The following is a 23,119-nucleotide window of genomic DNA, read 5'->3' as shown; positions in this document are numbered from 1 at the left end:
ATGGACGGTCTGCTGCTCACCGACGAACTGGTCCTGCTCGCCTACGACGACGCCGGCGCGAACCGGCTCGGCCGTCCACACCTGGACTACGGCCTCGCCGGCGCGGTGCTGCTGGAGTTGGCGCTGGCCCGCCGGGTGGAGGTCGCGGACAAGCGACTGGTGGTGACCGATCCCACCCCGACCGGCGTGCCACTGCTCGACGAGGCGCTGGCCGCCGTCGGGGACGGGCGGCCCCGCAAGCCGAAGGACTGGATCGGCAAGCTGGCCAAGGGGCTGCCGGACCGGGTGCTCGACGGGCTGGTCGACGCCGGGGTGCTGCGTCGGGAGTCCGACCGGGTGCTGCTGGTCTTTCCGCGTACCCGCTATCCCTCGCCGACCGGCGCGGAGCCGGCGGCGGAGACCGCGGCCCGGCGCCGGATGGTGGACGCGCTGGTCGGCGCCGGCCCGGTCGACGCGCGGACCGCGGCGCTGCTCACCCTGACCGGCGCGGTCGGTCTGGACCGCAAGCTCTTCCGCGAGCTGCCGAAGGAGCGGGTCAAGACCCGGCTGACCGAGATCGCCGCCGGTGACTGGGCCTCCGCCGCGACGAAGAAGGCGATCGAGGAGATGCAGGCGGCGGTGATGATCGCGACCACCACCACGGCCGCCATCGCGGTCACCACAGCGAGCTGAGACGACGGCGGCGGCACCGTCCGGGTGCCGCCGCCGTCGTGGTCCGGCCCGTGCCGGGGGTACGCCTCAGCCGGCCGCCGGCGCGGTCTCCTTCTCGCCGGCCGGCGCGTCGGGCTTGACCGAGCGCAGCAGCACGCTCGCCACGTCGACCACCTCGACGTCCTCCCCGGCGCCCTTGCCGTTCACCCCGTCGTTGAGCATCGTCGAGCAGAACGGGCAGCCGACCGCGATGGTCTTCGCGCCGGTGGACATGGCCTCCTCGACCCGGTCCACGTTGATCCGCTTGCCGATCTTCTCCTCCATCCACATCCGGGCGCCACCGGCGCCGCAGCAGAAGGAGCGCTCGCTGTTGCGCGGCATCTCGGTCAGCTCGCCCTGCATCGAGTCGCCGAGCACCTCGCGGGGCGCGGCGAAGATCCGGTTGTGCCGGCCCAGGTAGCAGGGGTCGTGGTAGGTGACGCCACCGTCGACCGGCTGCACCGGCGTGAGCTTGCCGGCGCTGACCAGGTGGGCCAGCAGTTGGGTGTGGTGCACCACCTCGAACTCGCCGCCGAGCTGGCCGTACTCGTTGCCCAGCGTGTTGAAGCAGTGCGGGCAGGTGGCGACGATCTTGCGCTTGCTCTTCTCCCGGCCGTCGAACGCCTCGTTCAGCGTCTCCACGTTCTGCTGGGCGAGCATCTGGAACACGAACTCGTTGCCGATCCGGCGGGCCGGGTCACCGGAGCAGGTCTCGCCCTCGCCGAGGATGGCGAAGCTCACGCCGGCCTCGTTGAGCAGCGTGGCGACCGCGCGGGTGGTCTTCTTGGCCCGGTCCTCGAACGCGCCGGCGCAGCCGACCCAGAAGAGGTACTCGAAGTCCTCGACCTCGCCGACCCGGGGCACCTCGAAGTCGAGCCCCTTGGTCCAGTCCTCGCGGGTGTTCTGCGGCGCGCCCCACGGGTTGCCCTTGTTCTCCAGGTTGCGCAGCATCACGCCGGCCTCGGACGGGAAGCTCGACTCGATCAGCACCTGGTAGCGGCGCATGTCGACGATGTGGTCGACGTGCTCGATGTCCACCGGGCACTGCTCGACGCAGGCGCCGCAGGTGGTGCAGGACCAGAGCACGTCCGGGTCGATGACGCCGCCTTCCTCGGCGGTGCCGATCAGCGGCCGGTCGGCCTCGGCCAGGGCCAGCACGTCCATGTGGGCGAGCTGCGCCTCGGTGGCCTTCTCCTCGCCGGTCAGGTCCTTGCCGCCGCCGGCCAGCAGGTAGGGCGCCTTGGCGTACGCGTGGTCGCGCAGGCTCAGCACCAGCAGCTTCGGCGACAGCGGCTTGCCGGTGTTCCAGGCCGGGCACTGCGACTGGCAGCGACCGCACTCGGTGCAGGTGCTGAAGTCGAGCAGGCCCTTCCAGGTGAACTGCTCGACCTGGGCGACGCCGAACTGGTCCTTCTCCGGGTCGGCCTCCTCGAAGTCGAGCGGCTTGCCCTCGCTCGTCATCGGCCGCAGCGGGCCCAGGCCGGAGCCGGCCGCCTTCTGCGGGTCGCGCTTGAAGAAGATGTTGGGGAACGCCAGGAAGCGGTGCCAGGCGACACCCATGGTGACGTTCAGCGAGATCACGATGAGCCAGGTCATCGAGATGACGATCTTGATGAGGGCGGCCACGCTGACGCCGGCCGCCCAGTCGGGGAGCACCGAACCGACCGCGTGGCTGAGCGGGGTGGCCCAGACCGGGTACTCGAAGTTGTCGGTGGCGACCTTGAAGCCCCGGATGACGAAGCCGAAGATCAGGACCAGCAGCACGACCCACTCGACGAAGTAGCCCTGCCACATGGTCGAGCCGGTGAAGCGGGAGCGGTTCTCCGGCCGGTTGGGCCGGTTGCGCAGCCGGATCGCCATCAGCACCAGGATGCCGACCAGGCCGAGGATGCCGATCCACTCGGTGACCAGCCCGAAGACGGTCCAGTGCCCGACGATCGGCAGCCCGCCGCCGGTCGAGACCACCTCGAAGTAGGCCTCCAGCACCAGCAACGACAGCACGATGAAGCCGACCATCACGAACCAGTGGGCGGCCCCGACCACGCTCCACTTGAGCATGCGGGTGTGGCCGGCGGTCTCCACCAGCATCTTGGTGGTGCGCGCGCCCTTGTCGGCGAACCGCTCGGGCGCGGGCTGCCCGAGCCGGATGACGGCCGTCATCTTCATGACCGCGCGTACCGCAAGCCACACCGCCACGGCGGTGATGGCGGCCGCGAGGATCGTGGTGACGATCTGGACGCTGCCCATCGAGTTGGCCTCCCGGTCTGCTGCTTGTCAGTGCAGCCTACGCGGAAGGTTACTCAGCAGTAACGTGAATCTTCTCGCATCGGCCACGCCGCCCTGCGGACACCTTAGGTGGGCCGGCGCCCCGGCGCCGGGCAGGGGCGGCGTGGCGTGATGCGAGTGCTGCGGAAACCCGCCGGTCAGCGCCAGCGGGAGAGCAGGATCAGCGAGGAGACCATCGCGCCGAAGCCCACCGCGAGGTTCCAGTAACCCCACGAGGCGACCGGGTATGCCTGCTCGGAAAGGTAGTAGACCACCAGCCAGGCGATGCCGACCACGATCAGCGCGACGGCGGTGACCGGCAGCCAGATCGGGCTAGGCTTGCGCGTCGACGCCGTCGCCGTCGGACGGACGTCCGTCGGCGGGGTGTACACCTTCTTCTTGCGGACCTGAGACTTGGGCACGACGCTCTCCAGAGGGGGGTACGACCTCGTCCGGCCTGACAACCGGGCGCGGGGGCGACGGTCCATGGCCAATAATGTGTCGACAGCTAGCGTAGTCCCGACAGACCGTCCAGGCCACGAATGGGGTCGGGCCGGTGCGCGGAGTTACCGAAAAGAGCGGACTTTTCGGGTCGAGCAGGTCGGTTCGCATCGGCGCGGGCCGGAACGAGACGACGGGAAAGGGAACGCCCGGTGGAGTACACGTCCGGCGCCGCCTCCTGGCAGAAGGTCCTTCGCCGCGCGGTCGCCGGTCTGCTGCCCCGGCGGGCACGCCAGCGCCGCCCCGGCTGGTCGATCGGCGTGCCGCTGATCGCCGCCGCGGCCGGGCTGCTGTTCACCACCACCGCGACCACCGCCGGCGGCACCCCGCTGCGCGAGGACCGGCGACCCCAGCTCACCCAGCTCATCGAGGACCGCCGCGAGCAGGTCGCGGCCAGCGAGGCGAAGGCCGCGCGGCTGCGCGACGAGGTCGAGGAGCAGACCGAGGCGCTGGCCGGCACCGACGGGCCGGTGAAGACGCAGCGGGACCGGGCCGCCGCGATCCGGCAGGCCGCCGGGTTCACCGCGCTCACCGGCACCGGCATCACGATCGAGCTGAACGACGCCGACTGGGGCCCCGGCCAGCCGCTGCCCAAGGGCGCCAGCAACGACGACCTGGTCGTGCACCAGGGCGACGTGCAGGCGGTGGTGAACGCGCTGTGGGCCGGGGGCGCGGAGGCCATGTCAATCATGAACGTCCGCGTGCTCAGCACCAGCGCGGTACGCTGCGTCGGTAACACCCTGCTGCTGCACGGCCGGGTTTACTCCCCTCCTTTCAAGATCGTGGCCATCGGCGACCCCGCCCAGTTCCAGCGGGCGCTCGCCGCCTCTGAGGGAGTCCGGGTGTTCAAGGAAGTGGCCGACCACTACCAACTCGGCTACAGCGAGAAGACCTCCACCGTGACGGTGCCGGCGTTCGAAGACTCCACCGCGCTGCAATCGGCGACGGTGCCCCGGTGACCGGCGACGAACCCCGGGAACGCGACGATCGCCGTCGCACCGGATCGGAGGAGCCGACCGCGATCCTCCGGAAGGTCGAGCGTCCGGCGCCCGCCCCGGCCCGGGTCGACCTGCCGTGGCCGGACGCCGGCCCGGCCCACTCCGCCCCGGCACGGCGCGGCCCCACCGCCCGCCCGGTCACCCCGCCGGCCGCCCGCCCCGCCGGCCCACCGCCGGCCTGGCCGGGCAATCCGGCCCGTCCGCCGGCCGCCGCCTCGCGCGCCGAGGCGTACCCGCCGTCCCGCCGACCCGGCCCCGAGGGGCGCCCGCCGGAGGTCCGCAGCGGGCTCAACGCCCCACCGCCCGGCGGCCCGCCCGCCGGCCGAACCGCGGAGACACCCGACGTCGACAGCCGGCGGTACGCCGGTCCGACGGCTCCCACCGACCCCCGGCGGTTCGACCCGCCGGGTCGGGGAGCGCACTCCCGCCCGTCCGCCGAAGCCCCCCACGACCGCCGCCCCGGCCTGGACCCCTCCGACGCCCCGGCCGGCCGTCCCGGCGGGATGCCCGGTGCTGGCGCTGTGCCCGGTCCCGGCGGGATGCCCGGCCCCGGCGGAGGGTCCGGTGTCGGCGTCCGACCGGCCGCGCCGGGCGACGGGCCGACCGACTTCATCCCGCCGGTGGCCGGCCGCCCCGAGCAGCGCTCCACCGCAGCCGGGCAGCACACCGGCCCACCACAACGGACCACCGGCGCACCCGAGCGACACGCCGGTGGTCCCGAGCGACACGCCGGCGCACCCGAGCGGCACGCCAGTCGTCCCGAGCGCCACGCCGGCGTACCCCGGTCGGGTGGCCCGACCGGGCGCGGCCCGGACCCGGCCCCACCGGCCGACCCCGGCGCGACGGCGGTGCTGCCCGCCGTCACCCGGCGGCCGGCCGACCCCCGGTTGGACGCCACCGGCCTGATGGGCGCGGTGCCCCCGGCGCCGGACCCCGGCGGCGACGACGGCGAGCCGCCCGCCGAGCCGCCACGGCCTCGGCGCGGCGAGCGGGTGGTGCAGCTCCGGCCGGAACAGACCGGCGAGGGATACCGCAGCGTCTACTCCGAGCTGACGCGGCCCACCACCGGCTCCCGGCTACGCACGGCGGTCCGTGGCGCGGGCGAGCTGCTGATCACGTTCGGCCTGGTGGTGCTCCTCTTCGCCGGCTACGAGATCTGGGGCAAGTCGGTCATCGTCGACGCCCACCAGAACGACCTGACCGGTCAGCTCGCCCAGGAGTGGGCGGCGGACCCGACGGTCGGCCCGACCCCCGGCCCGAGCGCGAAACCGAAGCCGCCGGCCGAGGGCAAGCCGGTCGCCGGCCTCTACATCCCGAAGCTCGACAAGCACTGGGTGGTGGTCGAGGGCGTCACCCCGGACGACATCCGGTACGCCCCGGGCCACTACCCGGACAGCGCCATGCCCGGCGAGGTGGGCAACTTCTCCGTCGCCGGACACCGCATCCGGTCCACGTTCTGGCGGCTGGACGAGCTGACCTCCGGCGACGCCATCGTGGTCGAGACCAAGGGCGAGTGGCTGGTCTACCGGGTCTACCAGCAGCGCATCGTCAAGCCGTCCCAGGTCGAGGTGGTCGCGCCGGTGCCGGGCAAGCCGGGCAGCCGGGCCACCGAGAAGCTGCTCACGCTGACCACCTGCAACCCCAAGTTCGACAACTACCAGCGGCTGATCATCCACGCCCGCTTCGACCGGGCCCAGGCCAAGTCGACGGGCCGACCGGCCGAGCTGGAGGGCTGAACCGTGTACGCGTGGATCTGGCGGAAGCTGCCCCTGGGCCTGCCCGGCAAGCTGATCGGGTCGGTGCTGCTGGCCACCGCCACCGTGGCCCTGCTCTGGTTCGTGGTCTTCCCGTGGGCCGAGCCGCTGCTGCCCTTCGACGACGTGCAGGTCACGCAGGATTCCGGCGTGCCCGGCGACGCCCCCGGCGGCGGCCTCACCGACCCGACCGGGCAGCCCGACCAGGACGAGGAACTCCCCTACAGCACCGAGACGAACAACGCCCCGCCCACCGCTCCGGGCGGGTGAGCCCGATGCGCGTCCTGGTGATCGACAACCACGACTCGTTCGTCTTCAACCTCGTGCAGTATCTCGGCCAGCTCGGCGCGGACTGCGAGGTCCGCCGCAACGACGAGATCGACGTCGCCGAGGTGGGCCGGGTCGGGGCGGCCGGCGTCCTGCTGTCGCCCGGTCCGGGCCGCCCGGAGCGCGCCGGCATCTGCCTGGACGTCATCCGCGAGTACGCCGGCCGGCTCCCGATCCTCGGCGTCTGCCTCGGCCACCAGGCCATCGGCGCGGCGTTCGGCGCGACCGTGACCCGCGCGCCGGAGCTGCTGCACGGCAAGACCTCCGAGGTCAACCACCGCGGCGACGGCGTGCTCGCCGGCCTGCCCGACCCGTTCACCGCCACCCGCTACCACTCGCTCGCCGTGCTGCCCGAGACGCTCCCCGACGAGCTGGAGGTCACCGGCTGGACCGCCTCCGGCGTGGTGATGGCGATGCGGCACCGCACGCTGCCGGTCGAAGGCGTCCAGTTCCACCCCGAGTCGGTGCTGACCGAGGGCGGTCACCTCATGCTGGCGAACTGGCTGGCCGCCTGCGGCCATCCGGAGGCGCGGGAGCGGGCCCCGGAGCTGGCCGCAGAGGTCGACGCGCGACGCCGCGCCGCGTTCGCCACCGCCTGACTCTCCCGGACACACCACGTGGCGGCGCCCCCGGTGAGGCACCGCCACGTCAGTGGTTCCGGCCGCCGGGGCCGCGTCGCGCCCCGACGAGAGATCAGCGGTCGCGCGTCGGCGGGATCGACGGGATCGGGAAACCGCCGCCACCCCCGGCACCCGGTGTGCTCGGCGACGTGGTGGGGGTCGCGCTCGGCGACGGGCTCTCGGACTCCTCGGGCAGCGGCACGTCGACCTCGATGGTCACGGTCTCGCCCTTGGCCAGCTTCTTGCCGGCGGACGGGGACTGGCCGCTCACCTTGCCCGCCTCGGCCGGCTCGACCTCGTCGCCGTCCACGGTCTTGACCCGGTAGCCGGCGTCCTCCAGCCGCTGCACCGCCTGGTCCTTGGTGTAGCCGCGGACGTTGGGCACCTCGTTGACGTTGCCCTTGGAGACCTCGAGCGTCACCTTGGTATTCGGCGGCACCGAGCTGCCCTCCTTGGGCGTCACGTTGGTGACCTGATCCTTCGGAGCGCTGTTGTTGACGTCCTTACGATCCACGGTGAGCCCCAGGGCCTCCAGCTGGGCCTTCACGCTGGTGTAGGTGCCGCCCACCAGGCCCGGCGGGATCGTGACCTCACCCGGGCCGGCGCAGATCTGGACCGTGACCGGGGTGTTCTTGTCCACCCGGAGGCCCGGCCCGGGGCTCTGCCCCACCACCGTGCCCTTCTCGCACTCGGCGTTCTTCACCGGCGTGCCGGGAACGAACCGCAACCCGGCCTGGGTGAGCGCGGCCTGCGCGTCGGCCTGGGTCCGGTCGCCCAACTGCGGGACGGAGACCTTCTCGTTGCCGGCCTGGTTGAGCCAGAGCGCGGTGCCCAGCGCGATCACCGCCAGCACGCCGAGCGCGGCGAACGTGGCGATGACCCAGGAGGAACTCCTGCGCTTGCGCGGATCCCCGACCCGGGCCGGCGGCTGCTGGCGGGTCTGCGGGCCCATCATCTGGGTCTGCTGCGCCGCCTGGTAGCCGCCCGCGGCGGCCGCCATCGGCATGGTCTCCTCGGCCGGCATCACCGGGGTGGCCAGCACCGGCCGGCCGGCCGCGGCGCGGAGCAGGTCCGCCCGCATCTCACCGGCGCTCTGGTAGCGGTTGAGCGGGTTCTTGGAGAGCGCCTTGAGCACGATGGCGTCGACCGCGGGGTTGACGTCCGGGTTGATCGTGCTCGGCGTCGGCGGCTGCTCGCGGACGTGCTGGTAGGCGACGCTGACCGGGCTGTCCCCGACGAACGGCGGATGCCCGCAGAGCAGCTCGAACAGCACGCAGCCGGCCGCGTAGACGTCGGAGCGGGCGTCGACCGCCTCGCCGCGCGCCTGCTCCGGGGAGAGATATTGCGCGGTGCCGATGACCGCGCTGGTCTGCGTCATCGTGGTGGCGCCGCTGGCCAGCGCGCGGGCGATGCCGAAGTCCATCACCTTGACCTGGCCGGTCTGGGTGAGCATCACGTTGCCGGGCTTGATGTCCCGGTGGATGATGCCGTGCCGGTGGCTGAACTCCAGCGCCGCGCACATGTCGGCGCAGATCTCCAGCGCCCGGCGCGGCTGGAGCCGCCCCTCGACGCCGAGGACCTCCTTCAGGGTCCGCCCGTTGACGAACTCCATCACGATGAACGGCAGTGTCTCGCCGGTCGGGGCGGTCTCCTCGCCGGTGTCGTAGACGGCGACGATGGCCGGGTGGTTGAGCGAGGCGGCGTTCTGCGCCTCCCGGCGGAACCGCATCTGGAACGTCGCGTCGCGGGCCAGGTCGGCACGAAGCATCTTGATCGCGACGTCCCGCCCGAGCCGGAGATCGCGACCGCGGTGCACCTCCGCCATGCCGCCGTAGCCCAGCAGCTCGCCGACCTGGTACCTGCCACCGAGCAGGCGGGCCTGCGCTGTCATCGCGTCTCTCGTCCTTCGCTCGTCGTCGTACCGCCGCCGGCCGGCTGGAGGCGTACCTCACGACGGTACGACGTGCGGACCGGATAGTCGCCCCCGTACGCGCGCACCGCGCCGGAGGTCACGCTCACACTCGCCGGACCGGGGGCGGCCGAACCGTACTTCCGGTACCAGAACGAGATCACGCCCGAGCAGAGGATGACCAGCACCGCCACCAGGATCGCGGTCGTCCAGAGCCCGGACCGGGAACGGCGGGGTGCCGGCGGCGGCGCGGCGGGCGGACGAGCGTACCCCAGCGGGTTGTGCGGGGGGCGGGGTTGCGGGACGGGTGCCGCGCCGCGCGGACCCACCGGCGGGCGGGCCTGCGGGGCCGGGTGCGCGACCATGGTCGGGCGCGGCGCCGCCGGTGGGCGGGCCGGCGTCACCGGCGGTCGGGGCGGCGTCACCGGCGGTCGGGGCTGCGGGCGGGGCGCGGCGTTCGGCACCTGCGCCCGCGCGACCGGTGCGGCCGGCGAGGCCGGTACGCCGGAGATCGGCCGCCCGCCGCGCGCCTGCTGGGAGAGCGTCTGCTTGGCCTGCCGGGCGACCCCGGCCAACGCGGCGGCGCTGGACCAGCGGGCCGTCGGGTCCTTCGCCATGGCCCGCTCGACGATCGCCCGCACCTGCGGCGGGATGTCGGCGGGGAGCGCGCGGGGCGTGTCCCGCACGTGCTTCATGGCGATCTCGAGCGGGTTGTCGCCCTCGAACGGCCGCCGGCCGGCCAGGCACTGGTAGGCGACCACGCCGAGCGCGTACACGTCGGAGGCGGGGGTGGCGACCGCGCCGGTGGCCTGCTCGGGCGAGATGTAGGAGGCGGTGCCGAGCACCGAGCCGGCGGCGGTGAGCTGGCCGACCAGCTCCGACCGGGCGATGCCGAAGTCGGTGAGCACCAGCGTGCCGTTCGGCCGGACCAGCAGGTTGCCCGGTTTCACGTCGCGGTGCACGATGCCCTTCTCGTGCGCGGCGTGCAGCGCGTCGGCGGCCTGGGCCAGCAACGCCATGGTGCGGGCCGGGGTGAGCCGGCCGACCCGACCGAGCGTGGCGGAGAGCGCGTCGCCCTCCACGTATTCCATGACCAGGAACGCGATGTGCTGGTCGCTGCCGAAGTCGTAGACGTCCACCACGCCGGGGTGGTTGATGGTGGCCATGGTCCGCGCCTCGCCCCGGAACCGCTCGGCGAAGCCCGGCTCGTCGAGCAACGCGGGCAGCAGGCTCTTGACCGCGACCGTCCGGCCCAGCACCTGGTCGGTGCCGCGCCATACGTCACCCATGCCACCGCTGGCGATCCGCTCGTCGAGACGGTAGCGGTTGCCGAGCTGCACCCCCGGGCTCAGCACGTCAGCGCCTCCCGGAGTCCGCGATGGCCGCCGCCATGATCCGGCCGGCGATCCGGGCCGCCTCCGCGCTGCCGCCGCTGCCGGCCTGCTCCAGCTCGACGCAGACCGCGGAGAGCGGCGTGCCGTCCTTGTCCAGCGCGAAGCCGATGAACCAGCCGTGGTCCGGTGTGTCCGGCCCGGACTGCGCGGTGCCGGTCTTGCCGCCGACCACGTACCCGTCGATGGCGGCCCGGCGACCGGTGCCCTCCTTCACCACGTTCTGCATCATCGACCGCAGGTCGGCGGAGACCTGGCTGCTGACCGGGCGTCGCAGCTCGCGCGGCTTGGCCGCGTCGTAGACCGTGGTGCGGTCCGGCCCGAGAAGCTGCTTCACCAGGTACGGGCGCATCTGGCTGCCATCGTTGGCCACCGCGGCGGCGATCAGCGCGCCCTGCAACGGCGTCATCCGCACGTTGTTCTGGCCGATCGACGACTGCGCCAACGCGGCCTGGTCGGTGCTGCCGTCCGGGTTCTGCATCTCGCCGGTACGGCTGGCCGCGACCGGGAGACCGCCGTCACCGTTCTGCCCGACCGTGAGGTCCTCCTGCTCGAAGCCGAACTGCTTCGCCTTCTCCTTGACCTTCTCCGCGCCGAGCCGCACGCCGAGCTGGGCGAAACCGGTGTTGCAGGACTCGGTCACCGCCTCCCGCAGCGTCACCTCGGACTCGGGGCAGATCGACGGCGCCGCGTTCCGGATCGGCACGCCGGCGCCCGGCGCGGTGTAGCTCGACCCGGCCGGGATCTGCGTCTGCTGGCCGACGCCGTTCTCCAGCGCCGCGGCGGCCATGACGACCTTGAAGGTGGAGCCCGGGGGCAGCACCTCGGAGAGCGCGCGGTTGGCCAGCGGCCGGTCCTTGTCCTTCTCCAACGCGTTGTAGGCCCGGTCGGCCTCCGTGCTGGAGTGGCTGGCCAGCGGATTCGGATCGAAGCTCGGCATGGAGACCAGCGCCTGCACCGCGCCGGTACGCGGGTCGATCGCGATCGCCGCGCCCTTCTTGGCACCTACCTGATTGTCGTTGAGCTGCTTGAACGCTGCTTCCTGGGCCCGCTTGGAGAGGGTCAGCAGCACGTTGCCGCCACCGGTCTCGTCGCCGGTGAACATGTCCTTGATCCGGTTGGCGATGAGCGCGTCGCTCGTGCCGGCGAGGAAGTCGTTCTCCAGCCGCTCGATGCCACTCGCGCTGCCGTTCACCGGCTTCCAGCCGAGCACGTGCGCGTACATCTCCCCCTGGGGGTAGGTGCGCAGGTACTTCAGCTCCCCGCCGGTCTCCTTGCTGAGCGCGTACGCGGTGCCGCCGACCTCGATGTTGCCGCGCTTGCGGTCGTACTCGGCGACCTGGACCCGGCCGTTGTAGTCGCTGGTGCGGTACTCGTCGGCCTTGTACGCCTGGATCCAGTTCAGGTTCGCGAAGAGCAGGCCGAACAGGATCATCACGACCACACCGACGCGGCGCAGGGGTGCGTTCACGGCCGGATCACCTCCGTGGGGGCACCGTGCAGCTGGTCGGGCGGGCCGCCGGCGGGCCGGGCCGCCGAGCCACCACCGCCGGTGACCGGCCGACGGGCGCCGTCGGAGACCCGCAGCAGCACGGCGATCAGCAGCCAGTTCGCCATCAGCGAGGAACCACCGGCGGAGAGGAAGGGCGTGGTCTGACCGGTCAGCGGGATGAGCTTGCTGATCCCGCCGACGATGACGAAGACCTGGAGGCCCAGCGTGAACGCCAGGCCGCCGGCGAGCAGCTTGCCGAACGAGTCGCGCACCGCCAGCGCCGCCCGCAGGCCCCGCTCGACGATCAGCAGGTAGACCACGAGCAGCGCGGAGAGACCGAACAGGCCGATCTCCTCACCGATGCCGGCGAAGATGAAGTCGGTCTGCACCTCGGGCAGCAGCGTCGGCTGACCGCCGCCCGGCCCGGCCCCGAACAGACCACCGGTGCCGAGCGTGAGCAGGCCCTGGACGAGCTGGTAGCCGCGGTCGTACGGCTCGGCGAACGGGTCGAGCCAGATCTGCGCCCGGTCGTAGAAGTTGGCGAACGGGCCACCCACGGTGCTGCCCAGCAGGTAGGCCAGGTAGGCGCCGCCGAAGAACAGGATCAGACCGATGAGCAGCCAGCTCACCCGCTCGGTGGCGACGTAGAGCGTCACCACGAACATGCCGAAGTAGAGCAGCGAGGTGCCCAGGTCCTTCTCGAAGACCAGGACCAGGATGCTGACCAGCCAGACCACCAGCACCGGGCCGAGGTCCCGGCCGCGCGGGAAGTCGATGCCGAGCACCCGCCGGCTGGCCAGCGACAGCACCTCCCGCTTGCGCACCAGGTAGTACGCGAAGAACGTGAGCAGCGCGAGCTTGGCGAACTCACCCGGCTGGATCTGGAACCCGCCGACCCGGATCCACAGCTTGGCGCCGTTGATCTCGGAGAACCGGCCGGGCAGCACCGCCGGGATCATCACCAGCACGATGCCGGCCAGCCCCAGCGTGTACGCGTACCGGGAGAGCGTGCGGTGGTCGCGCAGGATCGCCAGCAGCCCGGCGGCGAGCGCCACCGCGGCCAGCGTCCACGCCAGTTGCCGGCCCCCGGTGCCGGCGAAGATGGCCAGGTCGGCCCGCTCCGCCGGCGCGGCCTGGGCCAGGTCGTAGCGGCGCAGGAAGCCGACCCCGATGCCGTTGAGCAGCGCCACCGCCGGCAGCAGCGCCGGATCGGCGTACGGCGCCAGCCACCGGATCACCAGGTGCAGACCCAGGAAGACCAGCCCCAGCGCGGCGGCCGGAACCCAGAAATCCGACGTGATGGTGTCCAGCGCCTTGGCCTCGATCATCGCCGCGTACGCCGCCACCAGCACCATGGCGAGCAGGAGCAGGGACAGCTCGGCGTTACGCCGGGACCGGGCCAGGCGTACGCCGGACTGCTCGCCCGTCGATGCGGGCGAGGCGGCCGGTGCGGCGGCTGCGGTCACGGATGCGTCCTCGGGATCGAGCCGGCGCTCACTCCGGCGACCGGCAACCGGCGGGATCGGCCGGCGGAACGGTGTCGGAGACTACGGCGTCGGGCGTGATGGTCAACGTCGGTGTGGGCGTCGGCGGGACGGGCGACGGGGTCGGCGGGACGGCGCTGCCGGTGGCCGCCGGGGACAGCGCACCAGTCGTCGCCACCGGCGTCGGGCTGGGCGTGGCCGGCGCCGTGCCGGGCGCCGGACTCGGCGGGCAGAGCGGCTTGAGGTTCGGGTTGGCCGGGTCGTCGCTTGTCAGTTCCGCCAGTCGGCGCTCGGCGTCCGGTTCGCTCTTGGCCTGGATGCCCTGCTTCACCCGCTCCTGGGCGGCCAGGGTCAGGTCGTCGAGCCGGGACTCGCTGCGGGCGTGCACGTCCGACAGGTCGAGGCCGGCGACCTGGCCGGGCACCCCCCGGAACACCGCGAGCTGACCGTCGTCGGTGGCACCGACGTAGTACTGCCGCTGGGTGTACGTCCAGCCACCGAAGACGGCGCCGGCGACGATGACCGCCAGCGCGAGCGCCATGGCCACGGTCCGCAGCGGCCGTCGCCGGCGCGGCTCGGGCTCGTCGTCGCGGTTGTCGGCCGGCTCCTCGGGCACGGGCGCCCGGGGCGCGGACAGCGCCGAGGCGCGGGCCGCCGGGGTGGAGTCGTCGGCCGATGTCGCCATGCCCCGGTCCCGGGCGGCGGCGCCGCCGACGATCGGGGACGCCTCGACGATGTCCTGGTCGGTCGCGTCGGCGATGATCACCGTGATGTTGTCCGGACCGCCGCCGCGCAGCGCGAGCTGCACCAGGCGTTCCACGCACTGCTGCGGGTCCGGGTACTCCCGCAGGGTGTCGCCGATGGTGTCCGCGCTGACCACGCCGGAGAGGCCGTCGGAGCAGATCAGGTAACGGTCGCCGGGCAGCACCTGGCGGACGCTGTACTCCGGGTCGATGTCCCGGCCGTCGAGCGCACGGGTGAGCAGCGAGCGCTGGGGGTGACTGCTCGCCTCCTCGGCGCTGATCCGGCCCTCGTCGACGAGCATCTGGACGTAGGTGTCGTCCTTGGTGATCTGCGCGAACTCGCCGTTGCGCAGGAGGTAGGCCCGCGAGTCACCGATGTGGACCATGCCGAGCTTGCTGCCGGAGAAGAGGGTCGCGGTGAGCGTCGTGCCCATCCCCTCCAGCTGCGGGTTGGCGTCCACGGTGTCGCGGAGTTGCTGGTTGGCGGTGCCCACGGCGGATCGGAGCGCGTCGACCAGGGCGTCACCGGGGACGTCCTCGTCGAGGGGCGCCATGGCACCGATGACGATGTTGCTGGCGACGTCACCGGCGGCCATGCCGCCCATGCCGTCGGCAACGGCGAGCAGCCGCGGTCCGGCGTAGACGGAATCCTGATTACCGTCTCGGATCAGACCGCGGTCACTGTGGGCCGCGTAGCGCAGGGTCAGAGTCATGGCCGTAATTCGAGGGAAGTGCGGCCGATCCGGATCGGCACGCCGAGGGGGACGGGGGTTGGTCCGGTGACCTTAGCGCGATCCAGGTAGGTGCCGTTAGTTGATCCGAGGTCCTCGACGTACCACTGCCCGTCACGCGGCACGAGCCGGGCGTGTCGCGCCGAGGCGTAGTCGTCGGTGATCACCAGTGTCGAGTCCTCCGCACGACCGATGGTGATCTGCGCTTCCCCGAGCGTGATCCGGGTGCCGGCGAGTTGACCGGCGGTGACCACCATCTGGTGGGCGGCGCGGCCCCGCTTACCCTTCGCCGGCTTGCCGGGCGGGGCGGGCTGGTTGGTCGACGCGCCGACCCCGCGTGGCGCGGCCACCAGGCGACTCGACCGGGCCCCGGCGAAGAGGTCCCGGCGGATCACGCCGACCACCGTGAAGACGAAGATCCACAGCAGGATGAGGAACCCGAACCGGGCGACGGTGATGACGAGCTCCGGCAACGGGGATCAGCCGTCCACGCGGAAGGTCAGCGTCGTGGTGCCGAGCTGGATCATGTCGCCCGGGTTGAGGGCGACGGCCGAGACCCGCTGGCCGTTGACCATCGTGCCGTTCGTGGAGCCGAGGTCGGTCAGCACGACCTGGCCGCCGTCGAAGTCCAGCCGGGCGTGGCGCCGGGAGATGCCGACGTCGGGCAGACGCAGGTTGGCCTGGTCACCGCGACCGATCACGGTCGAGCCCATCTGGAGCGGGTAGGTGCGCCCGTCGCCGGAGACCAGGCGGACGTTGCGACCGCCGCCGTGGCCGGGCGGCGGACCGTAGCCGCCACCCTGGTCGTAGGCCGGGTACGCCGGGCCGGCGTCGTAGCCGCCCTGGTCGTAGCCGCCCGGCGCGGAGACCGGCGCGACGTCGCCGCCGGTGTAGACCTCGGCGGTGACCCGGAACATGCCGGTGTCCAGCCCCTCACCACGTTCGACCTCGACGATCACGTCGCCGTAGACCGTCCAGGCCTGCTCGCCGATGAACTCCGCCTGCGACTGGGCCAGCTCCTGGGCCAGCGCGGCGGCGTACGGCGCCAACCGACTGTGGTCGTACGGCGAGAGATCGATCACGTAGCGGTTGGGCACCAACGTGCGCCCACCGGCCAGGATCGCCTTGTGCGCCTCGGCCTCCCGCTGCATGGCGTTGAGGATCTCCACGGGGTGGACCACCCCTTTGAAGACCTTGGCGAAGGCCCCCTCGACCAGGCCTTCCAGACGCTTCTCGAAGCGTTGCAGCACGCTCACCGGCTCCTCCTCGGGTCCCGAGGCAATGATGGTATCCGGACACCGCCTCCGCAGCTCACACGCCGCTCGGCCGGCTACCGTCGACCCGTTCGTGACCAGGCCCGCGAGCGTGCTACAGTTTCGCCCGCCACGAGCGGTGATCGTTCGTGGCGTGACCAGTGGACAGCGTAATATGTCCCGACACCCGCCGCAGATGGCGGGCGAGGGATGCGATATGGTGTTCCGGTCGTGCCACGGGGATGTGGCGGAATGGCAGACGCGCACGGTTCAGGTCCGTGTGTCCGAAAGGACGTGGGGGTTCAACTCCCCCCATCCCCACCAGAACGAGGGCTCCGCAGGCTGCGGGGCCCTCGCGCCGTATCGGGGCGTACCGGACGTCACGCTATGCTCCGATGGTTTCCCTGCCTCCCATGGACCAGGAGTGGCGTGTGAGTGTCGCGTTGGTGACCGGTTCCGGCGGTCTGATCGGCTCCGAGGCGGCCCGGCACTTCGCCGGCCTCGGCCTCGACGTGGTCGGCATCGACAACGACATGCGGCGGTACTTCTTCGGCGAGGACGGCTCGACCGCGTGGAGCCTCGACCGGCTCGCCGCCGACCTCGGCTCCGCGTACACCCACCACGCCGTGGACATCCGGGACCGCGACGGCCTGGAGCAGGTCTTCACCCGGTACGGCCGGGACATCGCCGTGGTGATCCACAGCGCCGCCCAGCCGAGCCACGACTGGGCCGCCAAGGAGCCGTTCACCGACTTCGACGTCAACGCCGGCGGCACGCTCAACGTGCTGGAGAACACCCGGCGGCACGCGATCGACGCGCCGTTCATCCACTGTTCCACCAACAAGGTCTACGGCGACCGGCCGAACTCGCTCCCGCTGATCGAGCTGGAGACGCGCTACGAGCTGCCCGAGGACCACCACTGGTACGGCGGCATCACCGAGGACATGTCGATCGACGAGTCGCTGCACTCGATCTTCGGCGCCTCGAAGGTCGCCTCGGACGTGATGGTCCAGGAGTACGGCCGGTACTTCGACATGAAGACCGCCTGCTTCCGGGGCGGCACGCTGACCGGCCCGGCGCACTCCGCGGCCGAGCTGCACGGCTTCCTCGCCTACCTGATGCGGTGCGTGATGGAGGGCCGGACGTACAACCTCTTCGGCTACAAGGGGAAGATGGTCCGGGACGCGATCCACTCCCACGACGTGCTCACCGCGTTCGAGGCGTTCTTCCGGGAGCCGCGTTCCGCCCAGGTCTACAACCTCGGCGGTGGCCGGCACTCGAACACCTCGCACATCGAGGCGTTCCGGATCGCCCAGGAGATCACCGGCCGCGAGGCGCGGATCAACTACGTCGAGCAGGCCCGCACCGGCGACCACCAGTGGTACGTCAGCAGCATGGCCCGGTTCGAGGAGCACTACCCGGCCTGGAAGATCACATACGACGTGCCGATGATCCTCCGCGAGATCCACGAGGCGAACGTCGACAAGTGGGTGCCGCAGGCATGAACGGCGGCACGAAGCGCAACGTGCTCGGCGTCGGCGTCGACGCGACCGACTACGCCCGGGCCACCGAGGCGGTGGTCGACGCCGCCCGGGAACGCCGTCCCCTGGCGCTGACCGCGCTGGCCGTGCACGGCGTGATGACCGGGGTGCTCGACCCGGCGCACAACGCCCGGCTCAACGCGTTCGACGTGGTGACCCCGGACGGCCAGCCGGTGCGGTGGGCGCTCAACCTGCTGCACGGCGCCGGCCTCACCGACCGCGTCTACGGGCCGGAGCTGACCCTGCGGGTGCTCGCCCGGTTCGCCGACGAGGGGCTGCCGGTCTACCTCTACGGCTCCACCGAGGAGACGCTGTCCCGGCTGGTCCCGGCGCTAGAGCGCAAGTTCCCGGCGCTGAAGATCGCCGGTGTCGAGCCGTCCAAGTTCCGGGCCGTCCAGCCGGGCGAGGACGCCGAGATCGCCGACCGGATCCGGAGCAGTGGCGCGCGCCTCGTCCTGGTCGGGCTGGGCTGCCCCCGCCAGGAGGTCTTCGCGTACGCCATGCGACCGCTGCTGGACATGCCCCTGATGGCGGTCGGCGCGGCGTTCGACTACCACGCCGGCCTGCTGCGCAACCCGCCGCCGTGGATGCAGCGCGCCGGGCTGGAGTGGTTCTGGCGGCTCGGCCTGGAGCCGAAGCGGCTCTGGCGCCGGTACGTCATCCTCAACCCGGCCTACCTGGCCCGGCTCGCGGCGCAGAAGACCGGCCTGTGGAAGGCCACCCCGCCGGCGCCGGCCACCGGGCGTCCGTCCACCTTCGACGTCTGATCCGGCCCGCCCCCTACGGGACGACGTTCCGGGTCGACCGGGGTGCCGTCCCGGATTCGGTGGACGTCGAACTGGGCAAGGCTGAGGCCATGGATGACCGTCTCGCTCTGCTGCTCCCCGTCGCCGCCGTCTGGCTGGCCGCCGGCCTGGTCGCGGAGGGCCTGCCCGGGCGGCGCCGCGCCCGCGCGCTGCGCCGGCGTACCGGATGGTTGTCCGCACTGGTGCTGACCGGCCTCACGCTCACGGCGGCGGTCCTCGTCGCGGGCCTGCAGAGTGGCGGCGACACGGCGCTCGACCGGGCTGCCGCCGGGCTCGCGGTCGCGGCGGCCCCGGCGGCTCTCGTCGCGGTCTGCACGGTACGCCGGCTCCGGCGGCTGCGGGCCGGCGCGAGCGCCTTCACCGCGGCGCCGGGCACCCCGGCGCCGCACGGGCTGCGGGCCGCCGCCGCGCACCCGCTGATCGTGCTCCCGATCCAGGCGACCGCGCTCGCGGCGCTGGTGGCGGTGCTGCCGGCCGTCGGGGTCGACCTGTTCGCCGCGCCGGGGGTGGCCGGCCCCGCGATCACCGTCGCGGTGCTCGGCGTGGCCGCGATCGGGGTACGCCACGCGCTGCGGCACAACCGGCTCGCCGAGCGGGCGATGCCCCGGGCGACCGTGGTGTCAACGCGTCCGGCCGGCGCCCTGCACGTATAGCAGTTCGAGGATTGCCCGGGTCGCCTCGAACCAGCGGTCCAGCCAGCCGGGCGGGGGCACGCTCCCCCTGGGCGGCAGCTCCAGCAGCAGCCCGCGCAGCAGCGGGTGGTCCACCAGGGACTCCTGCTGCTCCATCGGCCACCCGCTGGGCGGGAACGACGGCTCGGTCAGCGGGTTCGGGTCCAGCGACGGCAGGGAGAGCGTCGGCGCGGACGGCTCCGGCGCGCCCGCGTCCCGAGCGGCGAGGTCCTCGCCGTCGGTGGAGACCACCTCGGTCAGGACGGTGTCCCGGCGGGCCCCACGGTACTTGCCACCGAACCGCTCGGGCTTGCCCGGGCCGTTGGTGAGATTCTCTGAACCGATCGTCGTCATCAGTCTCGCCTGCCTCGTTCGGTTGCCGATCCGTGCGGTTCAACGAGGCGGAACGGAACAGGCGACGGGTGCCCGGCGTCGGCGGCCGGTGGACGTGGAACGGTCCCGCCCGACGACGCTGGCGGGCGGGACCGCTTCTCGGGGGTACCGATCAGCTTTGGCCGAAGGCTCCGCCCCGGGCCCGGGCGACGAATGCATGCCAGTCACCGGGGGCGAAGACCAGGGCGGGGCCCGCCTTGTCCTTCGAGTCCCGGACACCGACCGCCCCGGTCACGTACGCGACCTCCACGCAGTTGTCGCAGTTCGGTCCGCTCTTCGAGCTTTTGAACCACGTCGCCTGCGTCAGGTCCACGGGGAACTCCTTGGTCGCCATTTCCACAGCGGCTCCTCTGCCAGTCTCGCGATGTGTGCGACGGACTCCTCCGGTCTCATGGCCGCTGCTCGAATGTGATCGAAGATGAAGCTGTACTTCTGAAGCTCGTCGCTCTTCTCCAGGAAGAGCCCACCCGTGGCGTTCTCCGCGTACACGACATCGGGATCACTCGGTTCGGGGAAGCTGAGGATCGTGAAGGTGCCGTCCATACCGGCGTGTGCCCCCACCTCGAAAGGGAGGACCTGCACCGTCACGTTCGGCAGTTGGGCCACCTCCACCAGCCGCTTGAGCTGACTACGCATCACCGCGTCGCCGCCAACCGGCCGGCTCAGCACCGCTTCATCGAGCACCACCCACAGATCGACCGGATCGTCCTGGGTCAACAACGACTGTCGGCCCAATCGGACACGCACCCGTTGGTCGATCTGATCGGCGGTGAAGTCCGGACGGGCGGCGCGGATCATCGCCCCGGCGTACTCCTCGGTCTCCAGCAGGCCGGGCACGACCTGCTGCTCGTACGCCCGGATCTGGCTGGCCGCGGCCTCCAGGCCGACGTACGCGCCCACCAGCACCGTGCTGTACGGATGCCACCACCCCTTCTGCCGTGCCTCGCGGGCGATCTGCACCAGCTCGTCGCTCTCCGCGCCGACCACCCCGTAGATGCGGAGCATGTCCCGCACGTCGCGGGGCGTCGCGGTGGTGTGGCCGGTCTCGATCCGGGAGACCTTGGACGCCGAACACTCCAGCTGCTCGGCGACCACCTCGATGGTGATGCCGGCGGCTTCCCGTTGCCGGCGGAGTTCGGCGCCGAGTCGGCGCCGACGGATGGTCGGGCTGCGCCGTTCGCTCACGACGCGGCTCCAGGACTCGCAGTCACCCGGCTACCTCCGGTCGGTCGCGCCCGGTTCCACACCCGCCGTGGGCGCGACCGGCGGGCGGCGGGCAAGCGTTCGCGGCGGGGGTGGTGCCGGTCGTCGACCGGCCGCGACGGGCGAAACCGGCGTCCAGTGTGCCGGCCCGGCACCTGAGGCTTCAAGCGTCCGGTTCACGTGTCCCGCTCACCTATCGGCAAAAGTCGACGTGCAACTTGCATGTCGCACCTCGCTGATGCACTCTGTCCGTATGGCACGGGTTACTCACCGTCTTCGCTTGATCTCCGCGCGTGGTGACACCACGATCCGCGGGACGGCCGGAGGGGAGCCGTCCCGCGCCGTGCGACCTGCCCCGGAGTAGAAGACCCCGCTGCTGCACGCCGTCTCGGCTGCGGCGGCGGGAGCGGTAACCGGGAGCAGCCGGGTGATGGTCGGGTGGCGGCTCGCCACCGCGGGTACGGCCCGACCAGCACCGACCGACCGCCGGTCCACGAGGTAGACCCCCCGTCACCGGACCGCACCGACCCGTTCAAACTCGCCGGCCCCGTGCCGGCCGAACCCTCCCAGGAGCCCATGTGCTTCCCCGCTCCGGTGACGTACTGCACGTGACGCGCGCGGCGAGTGTCCAGTTCTTCCGACCGATCATGTTCCGGATGATCCGGGTGCTCGACTGGCCGGCCTACGACGGTTGGCTCTGGCTCGACGGCTACGAGTTGAACGCGGCGGGGGACGCGGTCAACCGACGGTCGATCTTCGTACAGCAGGAGGGGCTGCGGCAGATCCAGGCCGCCCCGGTCCCCCGGCAGCACACCGTCCGGACCGCCCGCCGTCCGGTCACCCGGACCCCGGCCCGGGTGGGCTGACCTCACGATTCCCGACCGGTGGGCGTGCCGCCGCCATAGAATCGGTACGCCCACCCCGGCACGTTCCACCCCGCGCGCCACGGACCCTGAACCAGGGATGGTCATGGTCAATCTGCCCACCGCGCGGCGGCACCACAGGTCCCGCACCGGCTACGCCCTCGGGCTCTTCGTCTTCCTCGGGGTCGCGACCGCGCTCGCGCTCGTGGTCCGCCACCCGGCCTTCTCCACCACCCAGCAACTGGCCGAACCCGTACCGGCCCCGGAGATCACCGTGGCCGGCGCGGACGCCCGGCCGACCGTCGAACCGGACGACGACGAGCCGGACGAGATCGAGCAGCCGTCGGTGGCGGACGGGGCCGACGCGTCACCCCCGTCCGGTGCGGCGGGCAGCGGGGCCGGCGGCGGCATGCTCGCCGACCGCCCCACCGAGCCGACGGACCTCAGCCGACCGCTGTTCTACTCCGGTCTATTCGGTCTCGCCATCTCGCTGGCCGGGCTCGGCCTGGTCGGCGCCCGCCGCCGACAGTGGTGAGTACGCGTCAGGGCGTGGCGGAGGTGGCCGGCGCGGAGCCCGGAGTGGTCGTCCCGGTCGTCGGTGCGCCAGTGGTGGGCGCGGCGGACGCGGCCACCACCAGGGTGACCCGCTCGCCCTCGCCCACTGCGTAACCGGCCTCCGGATCCGTGGCGATCACCGTCCCGGCCGGCCGGTCCGACGCTCGGCGCTGAACGCGGTAGTCGATGCCGAGCCGGTCCAGCACCGTTCGGGCGGCCGACTCCGGCAGCCCGACCAGCGGCGGCATCGGCACCTCGGCGGCTGCCGTCGTGGTCGGCGGCGTGGTCGTCGGTGAACTGCTCGGCGACGCGCTGGTCGGGGCGGCGCTCGTCGGTGCGGAGGTGCTCGGCACCGCCGACGGTGCCGGCCCGGGACCGGAGTCGCGGTCGGCGGCCCGCAACGCCAGCCACGCCCCGGCCGCGATCAGCCCGATCAGGACCAGGGCCAGGACGCCCAGCAGGATCGGCATCCACCAGCGACGACCGGCCTGCTCGTCGGCGTACCACTCGGCACCCGGCTCCGGATAGGCCGCCGACCGTGGCGGTGGCACGCCGGCCCGGCCGGACCAGGGCGCGCCACCGACCGGCTCCTGCCGGCTGGTGGCGTCGAGGGGCCGAGGTGCCCCGCCGGGCAACGGCCGGGTCGCGTCCGCACCGGCACCGGCACCGGCGCCGGCCGCGTCGCGTGGCACCGCCCGGGTCGCGTCCGCGTCCTCGCCCACGCCGGCCGCGTTCCGCGGCATGGCCCGGGTGGCGTCGACGTCCTCGCCCGTCCCGGCCGCGTTCCGGGGCAGGGCCCGGGTGGCGTCCGCGTCGTCGGCGGGTGGTTCCTGACGGTCGTCGCTCATGACACTCGTCCTTCCCGCACCGGGACGGGGCTCGCGGCCTCGGACGTCCACGGTAGCGGGCCCCGGCCGGGCCGGCCGGGA

The 23,119-nt window shown here is 72.6% G+C and carries 23 protein-coding genes and 1 tRNA gene; 11 read left to right on the top strand and 13 right to left on the bottom strand.

Features of this window, described 5'->3' with window-relative positions; genetic code table 11:
- Entirely contained in the window at positions 1-672 is a 672-nt protein-coding gene (locus AB0B02_RS10180; RefSeq protein WP_281933736.1) for a GPP34 family phosphoprotein, read from the top strand.
- A 66-nt stretch (positions 673-738) separates the two neighbouring features.
- Here AB0B02_RS10180 and AB0B02_RS10175 read toward each other — a convergent pair whose 3' ends face one another.
- Together AB0B02_RS10175 and AB0B02_RS10170 are read right to left on the bottom strand one after the other, a co-directional pair.
- On the bottom strand, positions 739-2,937 hold the full coding sequence (locus AB0B02_RS10175; protein ID WP_357298914.1) for a (Fe-S)-binding protein: 2,199 nt from the start codon (positions 2,935-2,937) through the stop codon (positions 739-741).
- Positions 2,938-3,113: 176 nt separating this feature from the next.
- Complete coding sequence (locus AB0B02_RS10170; protein ID WP_281933739.1) at positions 3,114-3,377, bottom strand: cell division protein CrgA; 264 nt, start codon at positions 3,375-3,377, stop codon at positions 3,114-3,116.
- Positions 3,378-3,608: 231 nt separating this feature from the next.
- Between AB0B02_RS10170 and AB0B02_RS10165 the strand changes: the two genes are divergently transcribed.
- The 4 genes from AB0B02_RS10165 to AB0B02_RS10150 are packed head-to-tail and all read left to right on the top strand — an operon-like array spanning position 3,609 to position 7,134.
- Positions 3,609-4,415 carry a DUF881 domain-containing protein gene (locus AB0B02_RS10165; RefSeq protein WP_281933740.1) on the top strand — a complete coding sequence of 269 codons (807 nt, stop codon included), beginning with the start codon at positions 3,609-3,611 and terminating at the stop codon, positions 4,413-4,415.
- Positions 4,412-6,190, top strand: coding sequence for a class E sortase (locus AB0B02_RS10160; protein WP_281933742.1), 1,779 nt, complete (start codon positions 4,412-4,414; stop codon positions 6,188-6,190). The genes AB0B02_RS10165 and AB0B02_RS10160 overlap by 4 nt, the downstream gene beginning before the upstream one ends.
- Before the next feature lie 3 nt (positions 6,191-6,193).
- Positions 6,194-6,478 (top strand): hypothetical protein, encoded by a 285-nt coding sequence (locus AB0B02_RS10155; RefSeq protein WP_281933744.1) that lies wholly within the window; start codon positions 6,194-6,196, stop codon positions 6,476-6,478.
- Positions 6,479-6,483: 5 nt separating this feature from the next.
- Positions 6,484-7,134: an aminodeoxychorismate/anthranilate synthase component II gene (locus AB0B02_RS10150; protein ID WP_281933746.1), complete on the top strand. Its 651-nt coding sequence runs from the start codon at positions 6,484-6,486 to the stop codon at positions 7,132-7,134.
- A 94-nt stretch (positions 7,135-7,228) separates the two neighbouring features.
- Here the strand turns inward: AB0B02_RS10150 and pknB are convergent, their stop codons facing one another.
- From pknB to AB0B02_RS10115, 7 genes are read right to left on the bottom strand one after another with little or no spacing between them, the layout of a single operon-like run.
- Entirely contained in the window at positions 7,229-9,046 is a 1,818-nt protein-coding gene (gene pknB / locus AB0B02_RS10145) for a Stk1 family PASTA domain-containing Ser/Thr kinase (RefSeq protein WP_281933766.1), read from the bottom strand.
- Positions 9,043-10,419: a serine/threonine-protein kinase gene (locus AB0B02_RS10140; RefSeq protein ID WP_357298906.1), complete on the bottom strand. Its 1,377-nt coding sequence runs from the start codon at positions 10,417-10,419 to the stop codon at positions 9,043-9,045. The genes pknB and AB0B02_RS10140 overlap by 4 nt, the downstream gene beginning before the upstream one ends.
- A gap of 1 nt (position 10,420) precedes the next feature.
- Positions 10,421-11,926, bottom strand: coding sequence for a penicillin-binding transpeptidase domain-containing protein (locus AB0B02_RS10135; RefSeq protein ID WP_281933770.1), 1,506 nt, complete (start codon positions 11,924-11,926; stop codon positions 10,421-10,423).
- Positions 11,923-13,413, bottom strand: coding sequence for an FtsW/RodA/SpoVE family cell cycle protein (locus tag AB0B02_RS10130; RefSeq protein WP_281933772.1), 1,491 nt, complete (start codon positions 13,411-13,413; stop codon positions 11,923-11,925). The genes AB0B02_RS10135 and AB0B02_RS10130 overlap by 4 nt, the downstream gene beginning before the upstream one ends.
- 28 nt (positions 13,414-13,441) lie before the next feature.
- Positions 13,442-14,887 carry a PP2C family serine/threonine-protein phosphatase gene (locus AB0B02_RS10125; RefSeq protein ID WP_281933775.1) on the bottom strand — a complete coding sequence of 482 codons (1,446 nt, stop codon included), beginning with the start codon at positions 14,885-14,887 and terminating at the stop codon, positions 13,442-13,444.
- Entirely contained in the window at positions 14,884-15,378 is a 495-nt protein-coding gene (locus AB0B02_RS10120) for an FHA domain-containing protein (RefSeq protein ID WP_281933777.1), read from the bottom strand. The genes AB0B02_RS10125 and AB0B02_RS10120 overlap by 4 nt, the downstream gene beginning before the upstream one ends.
- Positions 15,379-15,384: 6 nt before the next feature.
- Positions 15,385-16,188: a DUF3662 and FHA domain-containing protein gene (locus tag AB0B02_RS10115; protein WP_107158181.1), complete on the bottom strand. Its 804-nt coding sequence runs from the start codon at positions 16,186-16,188 to the stop codon at positions 15,385-15,387.
- A gap of 208 nt (positions 16,189-16,396) precedes the next feature.
- Between AB0B02_RS10115 and AB0B02_RS10110 the strand changes: the two genes are divergently transcribed.
- The 4 genes from AB0B02_RS10110 to AB0B02_RS10095 all read left to right on the top strand — a co-directional run bounded on the left by AB0B02_RS10110 (position 16,397) and on the right by AB0B02_RS10095 (position 19,158).
- Positions 16,397-16,482 (top strand) — tRNA-Leu (locus tag AB0B02_RS10110).
- A gap of 71 nt (positions 16,483-16,553) precedes the next feature.
- Positions 16,554-17,663 (top strand): NAD-dependent epimerase/dehydratase family protein, encoded by a 1,110-nt coding sequence (locus AB0B02_RS10105; protein ID WP_281933778.1) that lies wholly within the window; start codon positions 16,554-16,556, stop codon positions 17,661-17,663.
- Complete coding sequence (locus tag AB0B02_RS10100; protein ID WP_357298900.1) at positions 17,660-18,466, top strand: WecB/TagA/CpsF family glycosyltransferase; 807 nt, start codon at positions 17,660-17,662, stop codon at positions 18,464-18,466. Before AB0B02_RS10105 ends, AB0B02_RS10100 begins: the two co-directional genes overlap by 4 nt.
- Before the next feature lie 89 nt (positions 18,467-18,555).
- Positions 18,556-19,158 carry a hypothetical protein gene (locus AB0B02_RS10095; protein WP_357298897.1) on the top strand — a complete coding sequence of 201 codons (603 nt, stop codon included), beginning with the start codon at positions 18,556-18,558 and terminating at the stop codon, positions 19,156-19,158.
- On the opposite strand, the gene AB0B02_RS10090 is transcribed toward AB0B02_RS10095, so the two are convergent.
- From AB0B02_RS10090 to AB0B02_RS10080, 3 genes are all read right to left on the bottom strand, one after another.
- Positions 19,126-19,530, bottom strand: a complete 405-nt coding sequence (locus AB0B02_RS10090) for a hypothetical protein (protein ID WP_281933783.1) — start codon at positions 19,528-19,530, stop codon at positions 19,126-19,128. The two genes, AB0B02_RS10095 and AB0B02_RS10090, sit on opposite strands and share 33 nt — an antisense overlap.
- A 151-nt stretch (positions 19,531-19,681) precedes the next feature.
- Positions 19,682-19,903, bottom strand: coding sequence for a DUF397 domain-containing protein (locus AB0B02_RS10085; protein ID WP_107158178.1), 222 nt, complete (start codon positions 19,901-19,903; stop codon positions 19,682-19,684).
- A complete protein-coding gene (locus AB0B02_RS10080; protein ID WP_281933785.1) occupies positions 19,873-20,754 on the bottom strand; it encodes a helix-turn-helix transcriptional regulator in 882 nt (293 codons plus the stop codon). The genes AB0B02_RS10085 and AB0B02_RS10080 overlap by 31 nt, the downstream gene beginning before the upstream one ends.
- 596 nt (positions 20,755-21,350) lie before the next feature.
- Between AB0B02_RS10080 and AB0B02_RS10075 the strand changes: the two genes are divergently transcribed.
- Positions 21,351-21,638, top strand: coding sequence for a hypothetical protein (locus tag AB0B02_RS10075; protein ID WP_357298892.1), 288 nt, complete (start codon positions 21,351-21,353; stop codon positions 21,636-21,638).
- A gap of 97 nt (positions 21,639-21,735) precedes the next feature.
- On the top strand, positions 21,736-22,170 hold the full coding sequence (locus AB0B02_RS10070) for a hypothetical protein (protein ID WP_281933788.1): 435 nt from the start codon (positions 21,736-21,738) through the stop codon (positions 22,168-22,170).
- A 7-nt stretch (positions 22,171-22,177) separates the two neighbouring features.
- Here AB0B02_RS10070 and AB0B02_RS10065 read toward each other — a convergent pair whose 3' ends face one another.
- Positions 22,178-23,038 (bottom strand): PASTA domain-containing protein, encoded by an 861-nt coding sequence (locus tag AB0B02_RS10065; protein ID WP_357298889.1) that lies wholly within the window; start codon positions 23,036-23,038, stop codon positions 22,178-22,180.
- Between the last annotated feature and the right edge of the window lie 81 nt (positions 23,039-23,119).

The sequence above is a fragment of the Micromonospora sp. NPDC049240 genome, assembly GCF_040647835.1.
GTDB lineage: Bacteria > Actinomycetota > Actinomycetes > Mycobacteriales > Micromonosporaceae > Micromonospora.
This window is presented reverse-complemented; position numbering and strand designations above follow the sequence as displayed.

Bases quoted from the DNA above. Each gene is read 5' to 3' on its own strand.
- AB0B02_RS10070 (WP_281933788.1), top strand. From the start codon at position 21,736: ATGGTCATGGTCAATCTGCCCACCGCGCGGCGGCACCACAGGTCCCGC.
- pknB (WP_281933766.1), bottom strand. From the start codon at position 9,046: ATGACAGCGCAGGCCCGCCTGCTCGGTGGCAGGTACCAGGTCGGCGAG.
- AB0B02_RS10180 (WP_281933736.1), top strand. From the start codon at position 1: ATGGACGGTCTGCTGCTCACCGACGAACTGGTCCTGCTCGCCTACGAC.
- AB0B02_RS10150 (WP_281933746.1), top strand. From the start codon at position 6,484: ATGCGCGTCCTGGTGATCGACAACCACGACTCGTTCGTCTTCAACCTC.
- AB0B02_RS10125 (WP_281933775.1), bottom strand. From the start codon at position 14,887: ATGACTCTGACCCTGCGCTACGCGGCCCACAGTGACCGCGGTCTGATC.
- AB0B02_RS10175 (WP_357298914.1), bottom strand. From the start codon at position 2,937: ATGGGCAGCGTCCAGATCGTCACCACGATCCTCGCGGCCGCCATCACC.
- AB0B02_RS10100 (WP_357298900.1), top strand. From the start codon at position 17,660: ATGAACGGCGGCACGAAGCGCAACGTGCTCGGCGTCGGCGTCGACGCG.
- AB0B02_RS10085 (WP_107158178.1), bottom strand. From the start codon at position 19,903: ATGGCGACCAAGGAGTTCCCCGTGGACCTGACGCAGGCGACGTGGTTC.
- AB0B02_RS10105 (WP_281933778.1), top strand. From the start codon at position 16,554: ATGGTTTCCCTGCCTCCCATGGACCAGGAGTGGCGTGTGAGTGTCGCG.
- AB0B02_RS10090 (WP_281933783.1), bottom strand. From the start codon at position 19,530: ATGACGACGATCGGTTCAGAGAATCTCACCAACGGCCCGGGCAAGCCC.
- AB0B02_RS10095 (WP_357298897.1), top strand. From the start codon at position 18,556: ATGGATGACCGTCTCGCTCTGCTGCTCCCCGTCGCCGCCGTCTGGCTG.
- AB0B02_RS10065 (WP_357298889.1), bottom strand. From the start codon at position 23,038: ATGAGCGACGACCGTCAGGAACCACCCGCCGACGACGCGGACGCCACC.